We start from the raw sequence: 15,381 nt of genomic DNA, 5'->3' as shown, positions 1-15,381 counted from the left end.
TCAGCCGATCAGGTTGAGGTGGACTTCGGCGACGGTCAGGTCCAGGCGCTGGCCCCAGGTGAGGGTCAGCGTGTCGGACTCGATGCCGTCGCCGAAGACCACCAGGTCGGACTCCGCGCTCAACGTGAGTGTCTCGGGCGCGGTCAGCAGACCTTCGGTGTACGACGTACCGGTGGCGGGCGATGGCCAGGCCTCACGGACGAACCAGCACAACGTCGGCATCGTTGCTGACGGCAACGGTAAGGAGCTGTGCCGCTCTTGCCAGGCCGAGCGGCACCACCCGGTCGCGCCCGTCCCGGTGCCGACGAGTAGGCCTGAGGACGACTGACGCTCTGTGTGGGGAGCGCTGATCGTGTAGCGGGCCGACTGGTGGGTCCGGTGGCCGACGTACACCTCATTGAGGGCGACCAGGCGCTGGCCATCATCGGTGCTCGCGGCAACCATCGTCCGCGCTTCCACCGAGGTTGTTGCCGTGAGCAACTTCGGTACGTCGGAAGGCGCGTGTCGTACCAGGACGCCGGGGTTGCGCGCGGGCTCGGGATTGACGCCGAGCACGGGTTGGCCGTCGAGGTACTTGGCCACATTCGCGACCAGGCCGTCCTGGCCGACGGCGATCACCACGTCCTCCGGGCCGAAGACGAACCGGTCCAGGTCCGACCGCTCGGCGACGGCTCGCCGCCAGTCCAGCGGGATGGCCGCCGAGACCGCCGCGAGGGCTGCCTGCTGGCTGGTGTGCCGTTCGTCCAGCTCGGCCAGGGATCGGCCCCGGCCGGCCAGGAAGAACCCGGCCTGCTGGCGGGTGCCGTGCCGGGCGATCAACTCGGTCAACTCGGTCGCCCGGTGCACCACCACGGCCCGCGGTGGAAGGCTCATTGCGCCGTCAGCCTGGTCAGAAGCGGTGTGAGCAGATCCGGCGTGACGTTCAGCGTGCCGATCTCCGGCAGAGCGCCCTGCTTGATCGCGAGCGCCAGAATCGTCGCCTGATCCAGATCCTGGTACGCCGCCAGCAGCGCCTTCTCCGCCTCGGCCTCAGCCGCACCGAGAACGCGCTTCGCATCCGCCTCGGCCTGACTGAGCATCCGCTGCCGCCCGGCCTGTGCCTCGGTCTGGATCTGCCCCGCGGCAGCCGCCTCGACGGCCCGCTGGCGCTCGTTCTGCCCCTTCTGCAGGACGAGTTGCTCCTCGCGACGGGCCAGCTCGATCTGGTTCTGCAGCTCGTTCTCGGCGATGGCCCGCTCGCGTTCGACGGCCATCGCGCGCCGCTCGTACGTCGCCTTGTCGGCCGCCTGCTGGACCATCTCCCGCGTCGGCGTCTGCAGCGCGCGCTCCACGTCGCTCTCGGCCCGTACGGCGACCACACGGACGTCGACGATGCCGATACCCATCTCGGTCAGGCGCTGGTCCTCGCGTAGTCCTTCGCCGACCTGATGCCGCAGCGCGGCGCTGCCCTCGGAGAGCGCCTGCGTGAGCGACATGCGCGCGAGCAGGTCGACCGCCGCCTGCTGGGCCAGTTCGGTCATCAGGCCGCCGAGTTGCTCGAGCGGAGTGGACCGCCAGTGCCCGTGATCGGGGTCGATCCCGAAGTCGATCCTTTGGGAGGCCAACGCCGGGTCGGTCACCCGGTACGTCACGGTGGCCTGCACGGCGACGTCCTGGAAGTCGACGGTCCGGCCGTGGAACAGCAACGGCTGCTCGCGGTCGTCGATCGGGATCTCGCTCAGCGCCGAGTTCAGCGGGCGGAACCAGAACGCCTGGCCCGGTCCGTCGTGCACGAGCCGGCCGTTGCGGTGATGCCGGACGTGAGTGGTCGGGTTGGCGCGCAAGTGGTTGAGAAAACGGAACCGGCTGATGTCGGCCATCGGATGCCTCCCTGATTCTTAATCGTCACTATGACGATAAGCGGGTTGTCGCTTTTCGTCAAGGTGACGATTAAGATCCTCGGCATGGACTTCGAGCCGATGGGTGTCGCGACGGACCTGGTGATCCTGACGGTTCGCGCGAGCGCCTTCGAGGTGCTGCTGATCCGCCGCGGCATCGCGCCGCACAAGGGCCGCTGGGCGCTACCGGGCGGGTTCGTCCGGCCGGCCGAAGGTCTGGAGGCGGCGGCCCGGCGTGAGCTGGCCGAGGAGACGGGCCTTGCTTCGGACCGGATCCACCTCGAGCAGATAGCGACGTACGGCGACCCCGGGCGCGATCCGCGCGGCCGGGTGGTGAGCGTGGCCTACCTGGCGCTCGTGCCGGATCTGCCCGCGCCCGTTGCCGGGACGGACGCCGCCTCGGCGTCGTGGGTCTCCGTTGCCGAAGTGCTGGGGGACGAGCGGCGGCTGGCGTTCGACCATCACCGGGTGTTGTCCGACGGCGTCGAGCGGGCCCGGGCGAAGTTGGAGTACTCCCCGCTGGCGGCGGCGTTCTGCCCGCAGGAGTTCACGATCTCCGAGCTGCGCGGGGTCTACGAGGCGGTCTGGGGTGTGCCGCTCGACCCGCGCAACTTCCACCGCAAGGCCACGAAAACCGAAGGCTTCGTCGTACCCACCGGCGAGACCACCACCCGCGACGGCGGCCGCCCCGCCCAACTCTTCCACCGCGGCCCCGCAACCACCCTCCACCCACCTCTCACGCGCTAGCAGTCCTCTCCTCCGGCCGTGAGTGGTCGGGTATGACGAGTCCACTCGTGGGGTTTTCGGGCGTGAGTGGTCGGGTATGACGCGTCCACTCGTGGGGATTTGGGTGCGAGTGGTCGCGTCTGTGCCCGGGAGGTTCAGGGGTGACCACTCGCGGCAGAGAGGAGGTCGGCGGTGATGAGGTCGGTGTGGGTGCCGGGGGAGCCGCAGGCCCAGGCGCCTGCGATCGACGCCGTCTTCGCCGCTGTTTGCGGGTCGACGTCGTTGAGCCAGCTCGCGAGGAAGGCGGCGACGTAGGCATCGCCGGCGCCGTTGGAATCGACGACCGGGCGGTCAGGCAGGGTCACCGCGTCGACGTGGTGGGACTGGCCGTCGGGGGTGAAGACGGTGCTGCCGGCCGCGCCGGAGGTGGCGATGACGAGTTGCGCCCGGCCGTTCGCGAAGATCCGCTCGGCCGGGACCGCCTCGGTCAAAGCGCTCGTGGAGAGGAAGACCAGGTCGGCGGCGTACGCGAAGTCCTGGTGATACGGGTTTTGCCCGTCCCAATCGTGCAAGTCGGTCGAGATCGTGCAATCGGCCTCGACCAAGTCGGGTAACGCGTGGCGAGCGAAGTCCATGATCGAGACGTGTGCGTGCCGCAGGCCATCGAGGTGCTGCCGCCAAAGCGCGGGATCGACCCGCAGGCCCGCGGGATGCCGCCCGTCGTACAGCGAGAGCCGGCGTCCGTCGGGACTGACGAGGTTGACCGCGCGACGAGTGCCCGACGGATGTACGACGGCGTGGAACGGCAGACCCAATTCGTCGTACGTCGCGCGAATCCGCAAGCCTTCGGGATCGTCGCCGATGACGTCCGCGAAAGCCGTCCGCAACCCGAGCCGATGCGCCCCAAGCGCGACCCCGTGGCCGGTATGACCGACGTACGACTCAACCGGCTCAACGTGAATCGTCTCAGTCACCGCCAACGGCAACCCCGGCACCCGCACAATCGTGTCAATCCCGACGCCGCCAAGTACGAAAAGGTCCATCCCTCATTCTCGTCTTCTTATGCGTTCATTCGTCGGAATCCGCCCTCTTCCCGCCGCGGACAGGTGCCTCGCCGCGGTCCTGTGAGGGCGGATTCCGACGAATGAACGCATAAGAAGTTCACGACTTTCGGCAGTGGTGAGGCGTGCCGGATGGCAGGGGTGGGGCGGGCGCGGATCCGTGAGGGTTGAGGGCATGCTGACAAGACGGGTTCTCTTTGGGATTGCCGGTGCCGCGTTGGTCGCGCCGGGTACCACGCTGACCGCCCAGGCAAAGCGCGCTGGATCTCGGCGGCCGGTGCGGTTGCGGTTCCCCCGGCCGACTGGGCCGTTTCCGGTGGGGACGACCGAGTTGCATCTGGTGCAAGCCGGGCGGCCTGATCCCTATCGGCCGGAACGGACGCGCGAGTTGATGGTCAGCGTCTGGTATCCCGCGAGCCGCGCGGCCCCGGCGGCGCCGTACCTCCCGCCGCTCACCGCGGCCCTCTACGCGGAAGGCGCCGCGATCGCATTGCAACAGCCCGCGGACACCGTCGACTGGGCAGGCGCTCGCGCCCACGCAGGCCTCGCGGCCCCAATCAGCCGCTCGTGGGGTAAACGCCCGGTCGTCATCTTCTCGCCGGGCTTCGGCGTACCGCGCGGCCTCGGCTCGATCATGGTCACCGAGCTCGCCAGTCGCGGGTACGTCGTAGTCACCGTCGACCACACCTACGAGGTCGCAGGCGTGGAATTCCCCGGCGGCCGGCTCGAGGTGCAAACCCTACCCACCGGCAGTTACGCCAAGCTGGCAAGGGATGCCCGCGTCGCCGACGTCCGGTTCGTCCTCGACTCCCTGCAACAATTTGCCCAAGGCAACAACCCCGACGCGGGCGGACGGCAACTACCTAACGGCCTCGGCGACATCCTCGACCTGCAAAGGATCGGCGCGTACGGCCACTCCGCCGGAGGAATCACGGCCGCCGACGTAATGGACGTCGACCACCGAGTCAAAGCCGGGATCGACCTCGACGGCACACTCGGCTACGGCTATACCGACGCCGACCCGGCACCCGTCGTACGGCATGGTCTGGATCGGCCGTTCCTGCTGATGGGCGCGGGCAACACGGCCAGCGGAGGCGGCCCACAGACCCACCTGACCGAGAAATCGTGGGGCCGCTTCTGGGACAACTCGACCGGCTGGAAGCGCGATCTCAACGTCCCGCTGGGCGGCCACTACACGTTCATCGACCACCAGGCGCTGATCCCGTGGTTCGGCCGGTTCTTCCCAGTGCCGCCGACGTTGATCGCGAACACCATCGGCTCGGTCGATCCCGAGCGGATCCACCGGTCGCTCAACGCCTACCTGCCCGGGTTCTTCGACCAGCACCTACGTGGGATACCGCAGCGACTCTGGCAGGGCGAGTCGCCGCGGCATCCCGACGTACGCTTCATTGCTTGATGGTGGCTCCGGTCTTGCTCTGCAGCTCGTCGAAGGTGACACCATCGGCGAGCTCGACCAGCTTCAGCCCGTCCGGCGTGATGTCGAGGACGGCCAGGTCGGTGATGATCCGGTCCACCACGCCGAGACCGGTGTAGGGCAGGTCGCACTCCTTGAGGATCTTGTGCGAGCCGTCCTTCGCGACGTGTTCCATCAGCACGATCACGCGCTTGGCGCCGTGCACGAGGTCCATCGCGCCGCCCATGCCCTTGACCATCTTGCCGGGGATCATCCAGTTCGACAGGTCGCCGGTCTCCGAGACCTGCATCGCGCCGAGCACGGCTGCGTCGATCGCGCCGCCGCGGATCATGCCGAACGACAATGACGAGTCGAAATACGATGCCCCGGGCAACGTTGTGACCGTCTCCTTGCCGGCGTTGATCAGATCCGGATCCTCTTCGCCGTCGGCCGGGTAAGGACCGACACCAAGGATGCCGTTCTCGCTTTGCAGGACGACGGTGACGGCTTCGGGAATGTAGTTCGGGATCATCGTCGGCAGGCCGATACCGAGGTTGACGTACTGCCCGTCCTCGAGCTCCGCCGCCGCCCGGGCCGCCATCTGTTCACGGGTCAGGGGCATCAGACACTCGCCTTCGGTTGTACGGTCCGCTTCTCGATCCGCTTCTCGATATCCTTGCCAACGGCAACCACTCGCTGGACGAACACGCCCGGCAGGTGGACGCTGTCCGGATCGAGCTCGCCCGGCTGGACCAGCTCTTCGACCTGGGCGATCGTGATCCGGCCGGCCATCCCCGCCAGCGGGTTGAAGTTGCGCGCGCTGCGATCGAAGACCAGGTTGCCGTGGGTATCACCCTTGAGTGCGTGCACCAGGCCGAAGTCGGTGGTGATCGACTCCTCCAGCACGTACGTCGAACCGTTGAGCTCGCGCGTCTCCTTGGCGGCCGAGGCCTTCGCGACCGAGCCGTCGGTGTTGTACTTCTGCGGCAGCCCGCCATCGGCCACCTGGGTCCCGACGCCGGCGAGGGTGAAGAAGGCCGCGATGCCGCAACCGCCCGCGCGCAGCTTCTCCGCCAGCGTGCCCTGCGGGGTCAGCTCGACCTCCAGCTCACCGGACAGGAACTGCCGGGCGAACTCCTTGTTCTCCCCGACGTACGACGAGGTCATCTTGGCGATCCGCCGATCGGCCAGCAGGATGCCGAGACCCCAGTCGTCCACGCCACAGTTGTTCGAGACGACGCTGAGGCCGGTCGAACCGAGGTCGTGCAGGGCCCGGATCAGCTCCATCGGATTGCCGCAAAGCCCGAAACCGCCGACGGCGAGACTCGCGCCGTCACCGATATCGGCCACCGCGGCCTGCGGTGAGTCGTACGTCTTGTCCATGCGGCTGCTCCATTGCAGGTCGGCGACGGTTCTCCAGCCGACACTAACGCCCACCGGCCCCGCCATCGAGATGACGTCGGCCACAGCCGTCAGCCGAATTCCACCACGCCCCAGGTTTCCGGCGCGTGCATCGTCGGCTGGTACTGCGGGGACCAGACCCAGAAGTCCTCGCCCTCACCCTTGCGGTAGTTCCCGTCCACCACGTCATGCGGCCACTCGATCCGCATCAGGTTCATCCGCCACTCGTCACCGGGCGCAGGCGGAGTCGCCCGCCCCACGTTGTACGACGCGAGGCCCGACCACGGCAGGGCCACTTCGACCGACCAGCCGCGATCCAGGTCGCCCGGGTCGTTCGCCGTACCGTCGACGCACACCGCCGTCCGCAGACCCGGCAGGTTGGTCGGGTCGATCGCGTCACCGCCCGCGGCGTACGGCTTGGTGAGGGTGAGTTCCCAGGTGGTGCCGAGGCAGTTGATCTCGAACTCGTAGTAGTTCTGCCCGTCGCCGTCCGGGTCGATGAAGATCTCGAAGTTGTTCTCCACGAACAGCATCGTGTTGTGCTCGGTCAACGTGGCCCAGACGTGCGGCTCGGCCAGCTCGGCACCGACGTACAGGAACTCGTCATCCCACAGCAGCTTCGCCCGGGTCCGCAGGCGTGGCGTGGGTTCCGGCCCGAGGATGTCGACGAAGTCCTCGGTCCACGGGGCTGCCGCCCAGGCGGGATGCCTGAGCGTGCCGTCGATCGGCGGGGCCTCGTCGGTACGGCGGCATACGTAGCGGCGGGGGCTCTGGTCAGGCATCGGCACGGTTCAACCGTTTCGCGAGGAGGTCGGCCACGAGGAAGGTGACGGCGGTCAGGCCGGGAATGATCAACAGGGTCCAGGTCGAGTAGAGGCGGTCCGAGAGCAGGCCCACCACGATCAGGCACATGAACGCCACCCCGAGGAACGAGATCAGCCCGGGATTCTCCAGCGCCAGCCGCCGCAACGCGATGGTGCCGAGCACGATCGCGACCACGACGCTGAGGATCAGCAGCGGCAGGCCGAGCGCGCCGCATTTGCCGGTGTCCCTGGTGCGCGCGCAGCCCTCACCACTCAGCCAGACCAGCCCGACCACCACAAACCCGCACAGCAGGCCGACTACGGCCAGCAGGACCACGGGCGGCATCGGCGGCAACCCTCTGGCCTCAGCCTCCTCGTCAGCGCTCATGGCCGCAGGCTACCGACAAGTTCACTCTCCGCGCAGTACTCCGGACGGTAGTGGCGGGAGGGAATGACTCAGGGCCGGCCACTCTTGCGAGTGACCGGCCCTGAGGTTGGTCGGGCTGACAGGATTTGAACCTGCGACCTCGTCGTCCCGAACGACGCGCGCTACCAAGCTGCGCCACAGCCCGAAGTCGGCGTTAGCTTACATGCGCGCTCGCCTGGTGCGAAATCGGGTTATCCCGTCACCTGGCAGTGAGGGTGAGCAGGGTCGCTTCCGGCCGGCAGCAGAAGCGGATCGGCGCGTACGGCGACGTACCGAGACCGGCCGATACGTGCAGCGCGGCCTGGCCCTTTTCCGTGCCGTACGTGTTCAGGCCCTTCACCCGGGACGTGTCGAGATCGCAGTTCGTCACCAGGGCCCCGTAGAACGGCACCGCCACCTGCCCGCCGTGCGTATGCCCCGCGAGGATCAACGGATACCCGTCCTCGACGAACCGATCGAGGACGCGCAGGTACGGCGCGTGGGTGACGCCGATCGAGAGGTCTGCCGCCGGGTCGACCAGGCCCGCGATCGCGTCGTACCGATCGCGGCGGATGTGCGGGTCGTCCGTACCGGCGAAGTCGAGGCGCAGCCCGTTCACCTTGAGCACGGACTTCGCGTTGTTGAGGTCGAGCCAGCCGCGATCGGTGAAGCTCGCGCGCATCTCCTCGTACGGCAGGTCGGGGCCGTGCGGTTTGTGGCGCTGTTTGGTCGCGGGCAGCAGGTACTTGAACGGGTTCTTGAAGTGCGGCTCCCAGTAATCGTTCGAGCCGTAGACGAAGACGCCCGGGAGGTCCAGCAACGGCTCATACGCCCGGAGTAGTGGCGGCAGGGACTGCTTGCTGGCGATGTTGTCACCGGTCGTCACGACCACATCCGGCTCGAGCCTGACCAGCTCGCGGACCCAGTCGACCTTGCGATCCTGCTTCGGCATCAGGTGCAGGTCGGACAGATGCAGCACCTTCAGCGGGTCGGACCCCGGTGGCAGCAGTGGCACGGTGAAGCGCCGCAGCGTGAACCAGCGCGCCTCGAAGGTCGCGTAGGCCAGGCAGGCCGCACCAACGGCCGAGGTCACGGCCGCCGCACTGGCCGCCGTTCGGGCGATCCGCCGGTAGTTCATTCACCCAGCCTGCCACAATCGTGGTCATGTCCAACTCCGTGAACGCCGAGATGAAGCAACGCCTGCACAACGACATGACCGCGGCACTGAAGGCCCGTGACGAGCTGCGCAAGTCGACCCTGCGGATGGCCCTGACCGCCATCACCAAGGCCGAGGTGGCCGGCAAGGAGGCGCGCGAGCTGTCCGACGCGGAGATCATCGACGTGCTCGGCGCGGAGGCGAAGAAGCGGCGCGAGTCCGTCATCGCCTACCGCGAGGCCGGGCGCGTCGAGCTGGCCGAGAAGGAACAGGCCGAAGCCGACATCCTCGCCGAATACCTGCCCGAGCAGCTCACCGCCGACGAGATCGCCGCCCTCGTCACCGAGACCATCGCCGAAACCGGCGCCGCCGAACTGGGCCCCCGCGGTATCGGCAAGGTGATGGGCGCCCTCCAGCCCAAGGTCAAGGGCAAAGCCGACGGCGGCGCCGTCTCCGCCGAAGTAAAACGCCAACTAGGCGCCTGACCGCGCCCTAGCGTCGTCACCAGCCGCCCTGGTTGCAGGAACCTGCAATCCGGGCGGCTTTTACTTGTCCTTATCTAAAAGCAAGGTTAACGTCACTCCGTCACTAATGAACTACGCAGAGTTGCGAAGTTGAGGCGCGGGGGGACGTGGGGCCGCCGTAGGACTGTCATGTCTTACGGCAGATAACGAACTCCCTGCTCGCAAAACAGATCTATGGGGGATCTATGCGTGCGTACAGAGTTCGATTCAAGAATCTGACAGCGATTTTCCTAGCTGGATTGCTGGCTGCGTCAGCAATGGGCTCAAGCAATGCAACCGCGAACCCAACTGGTGGCGGCGCTTTGGCAGCGGCAAGCCGACCAAGTCCGCCCGGTGGTGCCCAACTTGCCAGCCGTGTGCCAAAGGAATCGGCAGACAGGATCCTTGGTCCTGACTGGAAGTCATCGCGCGACAAGGTGTGGTCGCTGATCGGCTCGCACTCTGGTCTCCACGTTCTGCTGGCACAGGAGTCACAGGGATACACCTGGAAGGTTCTCGCGACCCTCGCGGAGAGTGGGTTCGACACCGACAACTGGGTTGGAAATGGTTGTCTGACCAGCTCAGGCCGTTATCTTGCGGTGGCCTATGCGCCCCGAGGATTTACGAACGACTCGACCGCTTTTGATAAGGCCGCCTTCGGGGCCATCGTCGACCTTCGTACCGGCGCGGTGCGAAAACTTCCGGTCACGACCACGCTGGCCTACTTCAATCCGGGCTGCGGTTCCGGCGATCAGGTGGTGTTCGCCCAGTACGACCACTCGATGACGAGAAGTACGCGGTTCCAGACCGTCGCGGCGGCATCAGGCAAGGTTGTCCGTAGCCGTGTTCTCGCCGGCGAACTCACATCTGCAGTGCCGGTCGGCGACACTGTCGTAGCTGCCGACGGTGGACGCCTGGTGAGGGTCCTGCCGGATGGCCGAGTGAAGTCCGAACTCGGCCTAACAGGTACGATCTCGCGGATCAGGTTCGCAGGACCTGGAAACCTCGTTCTGTCCCAGACTGTCGGCGAGCGAACGACGGTCCAGCATTTCGACACCGGTAAGCGACGCATCACCGCGCTGGCGAGCGGGCCGAGGAGCGAGGCCAAGTCGCATCAGGGCCCGTCCGGCCGGGTCTTCGTCACTGGTGCGAAGACCCTCGGGGGCGCCATCCCGCCTACGGTGCGTTTCGCGCGCGGCAAGGCCGGTTTGCAGGTAGCGGACTCCGGTGGACTGACCATCGAGAGCGTTCAACGCCAGGGAGCTGATGACAAGGTAGCCGTGACGGCTGTGGCCGACACCGGTCAGCCCGTCAACTTCCTACTGCCTTCCCTGAACAACGCGCCGGCACCATCTCAGCGATCATCCCCCGCCTTGAAGGCAGGACGAGTCGCCGTGGCAGGCGAGGCAGACACGCCGATTGACCCGGGTGCTACCTGCGCTGTCCCGCGCAACGATGTCCGGACGCAGGTCTATCAGCCAAATCCCCGGCAGGTGGAGTGGGCCGTCGACCAGGCGGTCAACAACAATCTGCTCACAGCGCGCCCGGCCAACTGGAAGCAATCTGGTCTACCGTCTTACACGCCGCAGTTGATGGAGAAGTTCAAGCTGCCGGCTCTGCGTGGCGGAGGATTCATACCGCCACAGGTTCTCCTGGGGATTCTTGCTCAGGAGTCGAACCTGTGGCAGGCCTCAGGGCGTGTCATTGAAACCTGGACCGGGAACCCGCTCATCGGCAATTACTACGGCCGCATTGGCGATGGCTGGTCAATCGACTTTTCGAAGGCGGACTGTGGCTATGGCGTCGGGCAGATCACGGACGGTATGCGCAAGGGAAGCACAATCTGGGGCGGCCTGACTGAGCAGCGAGCGATCGCCCTCGACTACACCGTCAATATCGCGGCTGCCGCCAAGATCCTGAGCGAGAAGTGGAACCAGCTCTACGACGCCGGGCTTCTGGTCAACGGTGGTAAGTCGAGTCGGCTGGAATCCTGGTTCGGCGCAGTGTGGGCTTACAACTCGGGCTTCCACCCCAAGGCCGGTACGTCGGACCCGCGGGGCCTCGGCTGGACGAACAATCCTCTCAGCGGGCTCTGGGATCCTGCTCGTAAGCCGTTCCTTGAATTCACCAGGGCCGACGCCGCCCACCCGCAGGACTGGCCTTATCCCGAGAAGATCATGGGGTGGGCCGCCTATCCGCTGGAGAATCCGCGTCTCGGGGCGACGTACCGCGCGGCTTGGTGGACCGATGCGGTGACCAGCGGAGCGGAGAAGCGCAGGCAGGTCAAGCCTCCGCTCGCGACCTTCTGTGTGACGGCGGTCAACGACTGCGTTCCCACTGCGTCTCGGGGACAAAACTGCCCGCGGGACGACAGCAAGTGCTGGTGGTATCCGCCAGTCAAGTGGAAGGACTGCAACGATGCCACTGCCGATACCTGCGGGCGCGGGTTGGTGCGCTTCAACACCACCTATGCCGAGCCGCAGCCTGATCAGGCCCACACGCCACCAGATCCGGAGCAGAACCCGCCGGTGTGTAACAGGGATGGGATTCCGTCGAATGCACGTCTGATCGACGATGTCCCGGCCGGCGTCTTGAGCGCTCGCCCTCAGTGCGGTACGCCGTCGGCTATGGCTGGATCGTTCTCCTTGAAGTTCGGCGCGGTTGAGGTCAATGGCACTCCAGTTCAGTACACATCGAAGATCGACTTCCACCAGGCCGGCCTTGGTTTCCACGGTCACACCTGGCTGACCCACACCACTTGGGATGGCACGGCCGACCAGAGTCGCACCGTGACCGGTAAGTGGACGTTGGATCAGCCGATGGCAGGGTGGGGGCGAGTACTGGTCCATCTGCCCGAGATCGCGACGATCACCCGCCAGGCGAAGTACGTGGTGGACCGGGGTGACGGCAGGCCGCCCGTTGCCCGCTACGTCAACACCAGCGTTAAGTCGAACAAATGGGTTTCGCTTGGCATCTTCCAGTTCGGTGCGGGCAGCCCATCCGTCTCCCTCTCGAACCGGACCTTCGACGCGAAGTACTTCGACTCCAACATCAATCCATTCGCGCTCGACCGTCAGGAGAACATCGCCTGGGATGCGGTGGCGTTCCAGCCCCTGCCGGCCAAGCCCGCCATCGTCGCCGCCGCGGTGGGCGACTCCTACGGCTCGGGCGAAGGTGCTGGCGACTACCTGGCTGGAACTGACCACAGTGGCGAATTCCCACTAGCCCGCAGCGCGTGCCACCGTTCGACGAAGGCATGGTCACGGCTAGTCAGCCCGTCAGGCCTCAATGGGCAGTCGCTGGGATCTGCATCAGATGCATTCAGTACAACCGCTGAGCTGAGCTTCGTCTCGTGCTCCGGGGCGGTGTCGGACAACGTTTCCTTCGCGCCGCCCTCTACTGACCCGCACTACTTAGGTGGGGGACAACATCATGAAGTGGCACAACTTCAGTCCGGATATATCGACGAGAACACCAATCTGGTCTTCGTGAGTCTTGGCGGAAACGATGCTTTATTTAGCAAAGTATTGACCTTCTGCATCAAGGGTGCCTTTGAATGCTATGGCGACGTTATGCCGGGAGACTCGGCTGTGTTGGATATCGCAGAACGCGAGCGAATTACCGGCGATGTCCAGGAGCGCGTGGTCGCGGCAGTGCAAAGAATCCATGCTGCCGCCCCAAGCGCCAGGATCGTTTATGCCGGCTATCCGCGTTTGTTCGACGGGTCCAACACGGCCTGTCCGGATGGCCTGGGTGCGCAGGAGGTGTTCTGGATGAACCAGATGAGCGACCTGCTAGCTGATACGACTTCGGCGACCCTGGCTCAGCTGTCGCGGGACACTGGGATCCCGCTCACGTACGTGGACACTAGGCCTCAGTTCGCAGGGCGTGGCGCTTGTTCAACCGTCAATGGCGCGATCAATTGGATCAAAGTGAGCAAGACGCCCGGAGATGACCCTGACGAGGCTGTCTCTGCCGAATCGTTCCATCCAAACGGCGCTGGGACGCAGCTCTACGCCGACGCTATCAAGCAAAAGATGGGCTGGTGATGAGTCGTTGAGATCGCTGATGCCCGGGATTGCGATCGTGGCTCTATTGGCTGGTTGCCACAGCGCAACGCGCGACGAACCCCAGCTTGTCGATCCCAAGAGTGACCTGTTCAAAGAACGCCTTTCCGGTGCTCGCGAGGACTCGGAGCGGGTTGAAGCCCTCGTTTTTGCAGCAGCGAATGAGTCTGGCAAACCAAAGGCCCGGGAAGCTGTGACTTGTATCGAGCGAGCGCAAGGGCCGAAGGGTAGCGCGGAGATTCCTTGGGATTCGTCTTGTGGATTTGTCCGGTCGGCGGGGTTGATAGTCGGCCGACCGATTCATGCGTTGCTGACTCTGGATCAGAAACTGCGGCCACGTGGCTGGCACGGGGAGTGGCACTCGGTGCGGTCGGGTGAACAGCTTGATCCGGCAGTAGTGAGGGCTGGGGGTGTGCCGGAATCGGAGGTGGCTTCGGTGACGTACGCCAACGCTGACCTCGTTCTGAGGCTTCAGGTCGGCAGGAGAGGGGAGCGGCAACAGTTTCTTCGGAATCCGCTTCCCGTGGGGTATTTCGAGGCGACAACTGGCAGTGACTGGGAGGAGTGGGCTCCACGAGGGCGTCCGCTAAACGCGACGATGCTCGCACTCGAGGTTCGCCGCGAGTCATTTGTCAAAGCTCCATAGACGGATTGAACTCAACGGAGGGAAATTGCTGTGAGGATGCAGAGAATGGTAAGAGTCGTGGCGGCGTTCGTTGGCGCCGCGGTGGTCTCGTTGGGGCTCGTAGTCCCGACATCGGCCTTCGCTGTCGGCTGCTATGGCTCCACTTGCGACAACAAGGGTCCGGTTGCGATGGGATGCAACAAGGACGCGGTGAATGTCCGCGGCACCACCGAAGTGATGCTCACCTACTCGAAGGCCTGTAATGCGTATTGGGTCTTCAGCACGTGGGCGCCGCAGTTCTGGGATTCGACGCTCTATGTGGAACGCGGTTACTACAACGCCACGACCAAGCAGTACACGAATATTAAGCGTCTGCAGATCGCCTTCTCGCCGGGCGAAACTGCCGAGTGGACCAACATGCTGGGGTCGTACGGCCCGAACAATGAAGGTTTCCTCGGTGTCAGGGACTGGCACGGTGGCGATGGCGTGAAATACACGGGATGGCACTGCCATAAGCGCGGCTGCCCGCCCTGGGTCTGAGCAATGAGAATGATCCGTGGCGGGTGTTTGCCCACCCCCGCCACGGATCTTCGTGTTCCTTAAGAGCAGCAAAGAGCTCAAGCCGGGGCGGGGGAGCGCGGCGCTTTTGCATGTTCCTGCAATTTTGGCAGCCCTTCCCGAGAACTCCCGGTGACCTGTATTTTATTGACCTGCAGTTAAAGCCTATTTTCAATAGGGGGATAAATGCTAAGGAGCGTACAACGAATCGTTTCCATAGTTGCATTATTCAGTGCTTCATTGACGGGCGTCGGTATCGCAACGAATCATCTTCCATCTCAGGCGCTAAGCAGCGCTGCAATGGAAGCGGGCATCGCGGCAGATCCTTCATTCTGGAATAGCGTCGCATCAGACGAGCTCACAAAGTCCTGCCCAGCCGGCGCCACTACTTACTCCTTCACTGTCGGCGGACTGACAGGAAACGCACGCTGCGGCACATTCTATCGCACGCTGTCGTTTACTGCAGGCGACTTGACCATTCAATACATCTTCATGATCGCCAGTGACTATTCAGCACAGATCGGTGTGCGCACATTTCGCCCCCCTACTGGCTCCATCTTAAACGAACTTGCCTGGGGTAGCCTTGGTGGGAATATCCGTCGAGGTATCTCTTTTATGGTCTATAGGCATCCACACGATATTATGATCCACGCCCCGGCGCCTAGTGGCACGGAATATGTCAATCTAGTTGATATCACCGGCTGGTCTGGCTGGAGGGCCTGAGTTCCTCGGGTAGGGAATGTCACCACAGCCCGCCGCAGGGCTTCCCTGTCCCGGTTCCGCC

Annotated in this window: 14 protein-coding genes and 1 tRNA gene; 6 read left to right on the top strand and 9 right to left on the bottom strand. The window is 65.1% G+C overall.

Annotated features, from left to right (window positions below; genetic code table 11):
* Both OG394_RS23780 and OG394_RS23775 read right to left on the bottom strand, forming a co-directional pair.
* Positions 1-873 carry a hypothetical protein gene (locus tag OG394_RS23780; protein ID WP_328989255.1) on the bottom strand — a complete coding sequence of 291 codons (873 nt, stop codon included), beginning with the start codon at positions 871-873 and terminating at the stop codon, positions 1-3.
* Positions 870-1,859 carry an SPFH domain-containing protein gene (locus OG394_RS23775; RefSeq protein WP_328989254.1) on the bottom strand — a complete coding sequence of 330 codons (990 nt, stop codon included), beginning with the start codon at positions 1,857-1,859 and terminating at the stop codon, positions 870-872. Before OG394_RS23775 ends, OG394_RS23780 begins: the two co-directional genes overlap by 4 nt.
* Positions 1,860-1,922: 63 nt before the next feature.
* On the opposite strand from OG394_RS23775, the gene OG394_RS23770 reads away from it, so the two are divergent.
* The gene (locus tag OG394_RS23770) at positions 1,923-2,624 is read left to right on the top strand and encodes an NUDIX hydrolase (RefSeq protein ID WP_328989253.1); all 702 of its coding nucleotides are present in this window, start codon (positions 1,923-1,925) and stop codon (positions 2,622-2,624) included.
* 134 nt (positions 2,625-2,758) lie between these two features.
* Here the strand turns inward: OG394_RS23770 and OG394_RS23765 are convergent, their stop codons facing one another.
* On the bottom strand, positions 2,759-3,646 hold the full coding sequence (locus OG394_RS23765; protein ID WP_328989252.1) for a carbohydrate kinase family protein: 888 nt from the start codon (positions 3,644-3,646) through the stop codon (positions 2,759-2,761).
* A 193-nt stretch (positions 3,647-3,839) separates the two neighbouring features.
* Here OG394_RS23765 and OG394_RS23760 point away from each other — a divergent pair, with 193 nt between their 5' ends.
* Complete coding sequence (locus OG394_RS23760) at positions 3,840-5,081, top strand: alpha/beta hydrolase family protein (RefSeq protein ID WP_328989251.1); 1,242 nt, start codon at positions 3,840-3,842, stop codon at positions 5,079-5,081.
* Here the strand turns inward: OG394_RS23760 and OG394_RS23755 are convergent.
* The 6 genes from OG394_RS23755 to OG394_RS23730 all read right to left on the bottom strand — a co-directional run bounded on the left by OG394_RS23755 (position 5,071) and on the right by OG394_RS23730 (position 8,826).
* Complete coding sequence (locus OG394_RS23755) at positions 5,071-5,700, bottom strand: CoA transferase subunit B (protein WP_328989250.1); 630 nt, start codon at positions 5,698-5,700, stop codon at positions 5,071-5,073. The two genes, OG394_RS23760 and OG394_RS23755, sit on opposite strands and share 11 nt — an antisense overlap.
* Positions 5,700-6,461: a CoA transferase subunit A gene (locus OG394_RS23750; RefSeq protein ID WP_328996864.1), complete on the bottom strand. Its 762-nt coding sequence runs from the start codon at positions 6,459-6,461 to the stop codon at positions 5,700-5,702. The genes OG394_RS23755 and OG394_RS23750 overlap by 1 nt, the downstream gene beginning before the upstream one ends.
* An 89-nt stretch (positions 6,462-6,550) precedes the next feature.
* Positions 6,551-7,261: a carbohydrate-binding family 9-like protein gene (locus tag OG394_RS23745; protein WP_328989249.1), complete on the bottom strand. Its 711-nt coding sequence runs from the start codon at positions 7,259-7,261 to the stop codon at positions 6,551-6,553.
* Positions 7,254-7,670: a hypothetical protein gene (locus tag OG394_RS23740; RefSeq protein ID WP_328989248.1), complete on the bottom strand. Its 417-nt coding sequence runs from the start codon at positions 7,668-7,670 to the stop codon at positions 7,254-7,256. The genes OG394_RS23745 and OG394_RS23740 overlap by 8 nt, the downstream gene beginning before the upstream one ends.
* A gap of 107 nt (positions 7,671-7,777) precedes the next feature.
* A tRNA-Pro gene (locus OG394_RS23735) sits at positions 7,778-7,854 on the bottom strand.
* A gap of 54 nt (positions 7,855-7,908) precedes the next feature.
* The gene (locus OG394_RS23730; RefSeq protein ID WP_328989247.1) at positions 7,909-8,826 is read right to left on the bottom strand and encodes a metallophosphoesterase; all 918 of its coding nucleotides are present in this window, start codon (positions 8,824-8,826) and stop codon (positions 7,909-7,911) included.
* A 26-nt stretch (positions 8,827-8,852) separates the two neighbouring features.
* Between OG394_RS23730 and OG394_RS23725 the strand changes: the two genes are divergently transcribed.
* The 4 genes from OG394_RS23725 to OG394_RS23710 all read left to right on the top strand — a co-directional run bounded on the left by OG394_RS23725 (position 8,853) and on the right by OG394_RS23710 (position 15,320).
* The gene (locus tag OG394_RS23725) at positions 8,853-9,329 is read left to right on the top strand and encodes a GatB/YqeY domain-containing protein (protein WP_328989246.1); all 477 of its coding nucleotides are present in this window, start codon (positions 8,853-8,855) and stop codon (positions 9,327-9,329) included.
* Positions 9,330-9,724: 395 nt separating this feature from the next.
* The gene (locus OG394_RS23720; protein ID WP_328989245.1) at positions 9,725-13,396 is read left to right on the top strand and encodes a golvesin C-terminal-like domain-containing protein; all 3,672 of its coding nucleotides are present in this window, start codon (positions 9,725-9,727) and stop codon (positions 13,394-13,396) included.
* A 721-nt stretch (positions 13,397-14,117) separates the two neighbouring features.
* Positions 14,118-14,579, top strand: a complete 462-nt coding sequence (locus OG394_RS23715; RefSeq protein WP_328989244.1) for a hypothetical protein — start codon at positions 14,118-14,120, stop codon at positions 14,577-14,579.
* A gap of 318 nt (positions 14,580-14,897) precedes the next feature.
* The gene (locus OG394_RS23710) at positions 14,898-15,320 is read left to right on the top strand and encodes a hypothetical protein (RefSeq protein ID WP_328989243.1); all 423 of its coding nucleotides are present in this window, start codon (positions 14,898-14,900) and stop codon (positions 15,318-15,320) included.
* Positions 15,321-15,381 lie beyond the last annotated feature (61 nt).

Origin of the sequence: Kribbella sp. NBC_01245 (genome assembly GCF_036226525.1) — a bacterium.
Classification (GTDB): domain Bacteria; phylum Actinomycetota; class Actinomycetes; order Propionibacteriales; family Kribbellaceae; genus Kribbella.
Note: the sequence above shows the minus strand (reverse complement) of the source record. Positions and strands in the feature narration are given on the sequence as shown.

Bases quoted from the DNA above. Each gene is read 5' to 3' on its own strand.
- OG394_RS23745 (WP_328989249.1), bottom strand. From the start codon at position 7,261: ATGCCTGACCAGAGCCCCCGCCGCTACGTATGCCGCCGTACCGACGAG.
- OG394_RS23750 (WP_328996864.1), bottom strand. From the start codon at position 6,461: ATGGACAAGACGTACGACTCACCGCAGGCCGCGGTGGCCGATATCGGT.
- OG394_RS23755 (WP_328989250.1), bottom strand. From the start codon at position 5,700: ATGCCCCTGACCCGTGAACAGATGGCGGCCCGGGCGGCGGCGGAGCTC.
- OG394_RS23710 (WP_328989243.1), top strand. From the start codon at position 14,898: ATGGAAGCGGGCATCGCGGCAGATCCTTCATTCTGGAATAGCGTCGCA.
- OG394_RS23780 (WP_328989255.1), bottom strand. From the start codon at position 873: ATGAGCCTTCCACCGCGGGCCGTGGTGGTGCACCGGGCGACCGAGTTG.
- OG394_RS23775 (WP_328989254.1), bottom strand. From the start codon at position 1,859: ATGGCCGACATCAGCCGGTTCCGTTTTCTCAACCACTTGCGCGCCAAC.
- OG394_RS23725 (WP_328989246.1), top strand. From the start codon at position 8,853: ATGTCCAACTCCGTGAACGCCGAGATGAAGCAACGCCTGCACAACGAC.
- OG394_RS23760 (WP_328989251.1), top strand. From the start codon at position 3,840: ATGCTGACAAGACGGGTTCTCTTTGGGATTGCCGGTGCCGCGTTGGTC.
- OG394_RS23740 (WP_328989248.1), bottom strand. From the start codon at position 7,670: ATGAGCGCTGACGAGGAGGCTGAGGCCAGAGGGTTGCCGCCGATGCCG.
- OG394_RS23765 (WP_328989252.1), bottom strand. From the start codon at position 3,646: ATGGACCTTTTCGTACTTGGCGGCGTCGGGATTGACACGATTGTGCGG.
- OG394_RS23730 (WP_328989247.1), bottom strand. From the start codon at position 8,826: ATGAACTACCGGCGGATCGCCCGAACGGCGGCCAGTGCGGCGGCCGTG.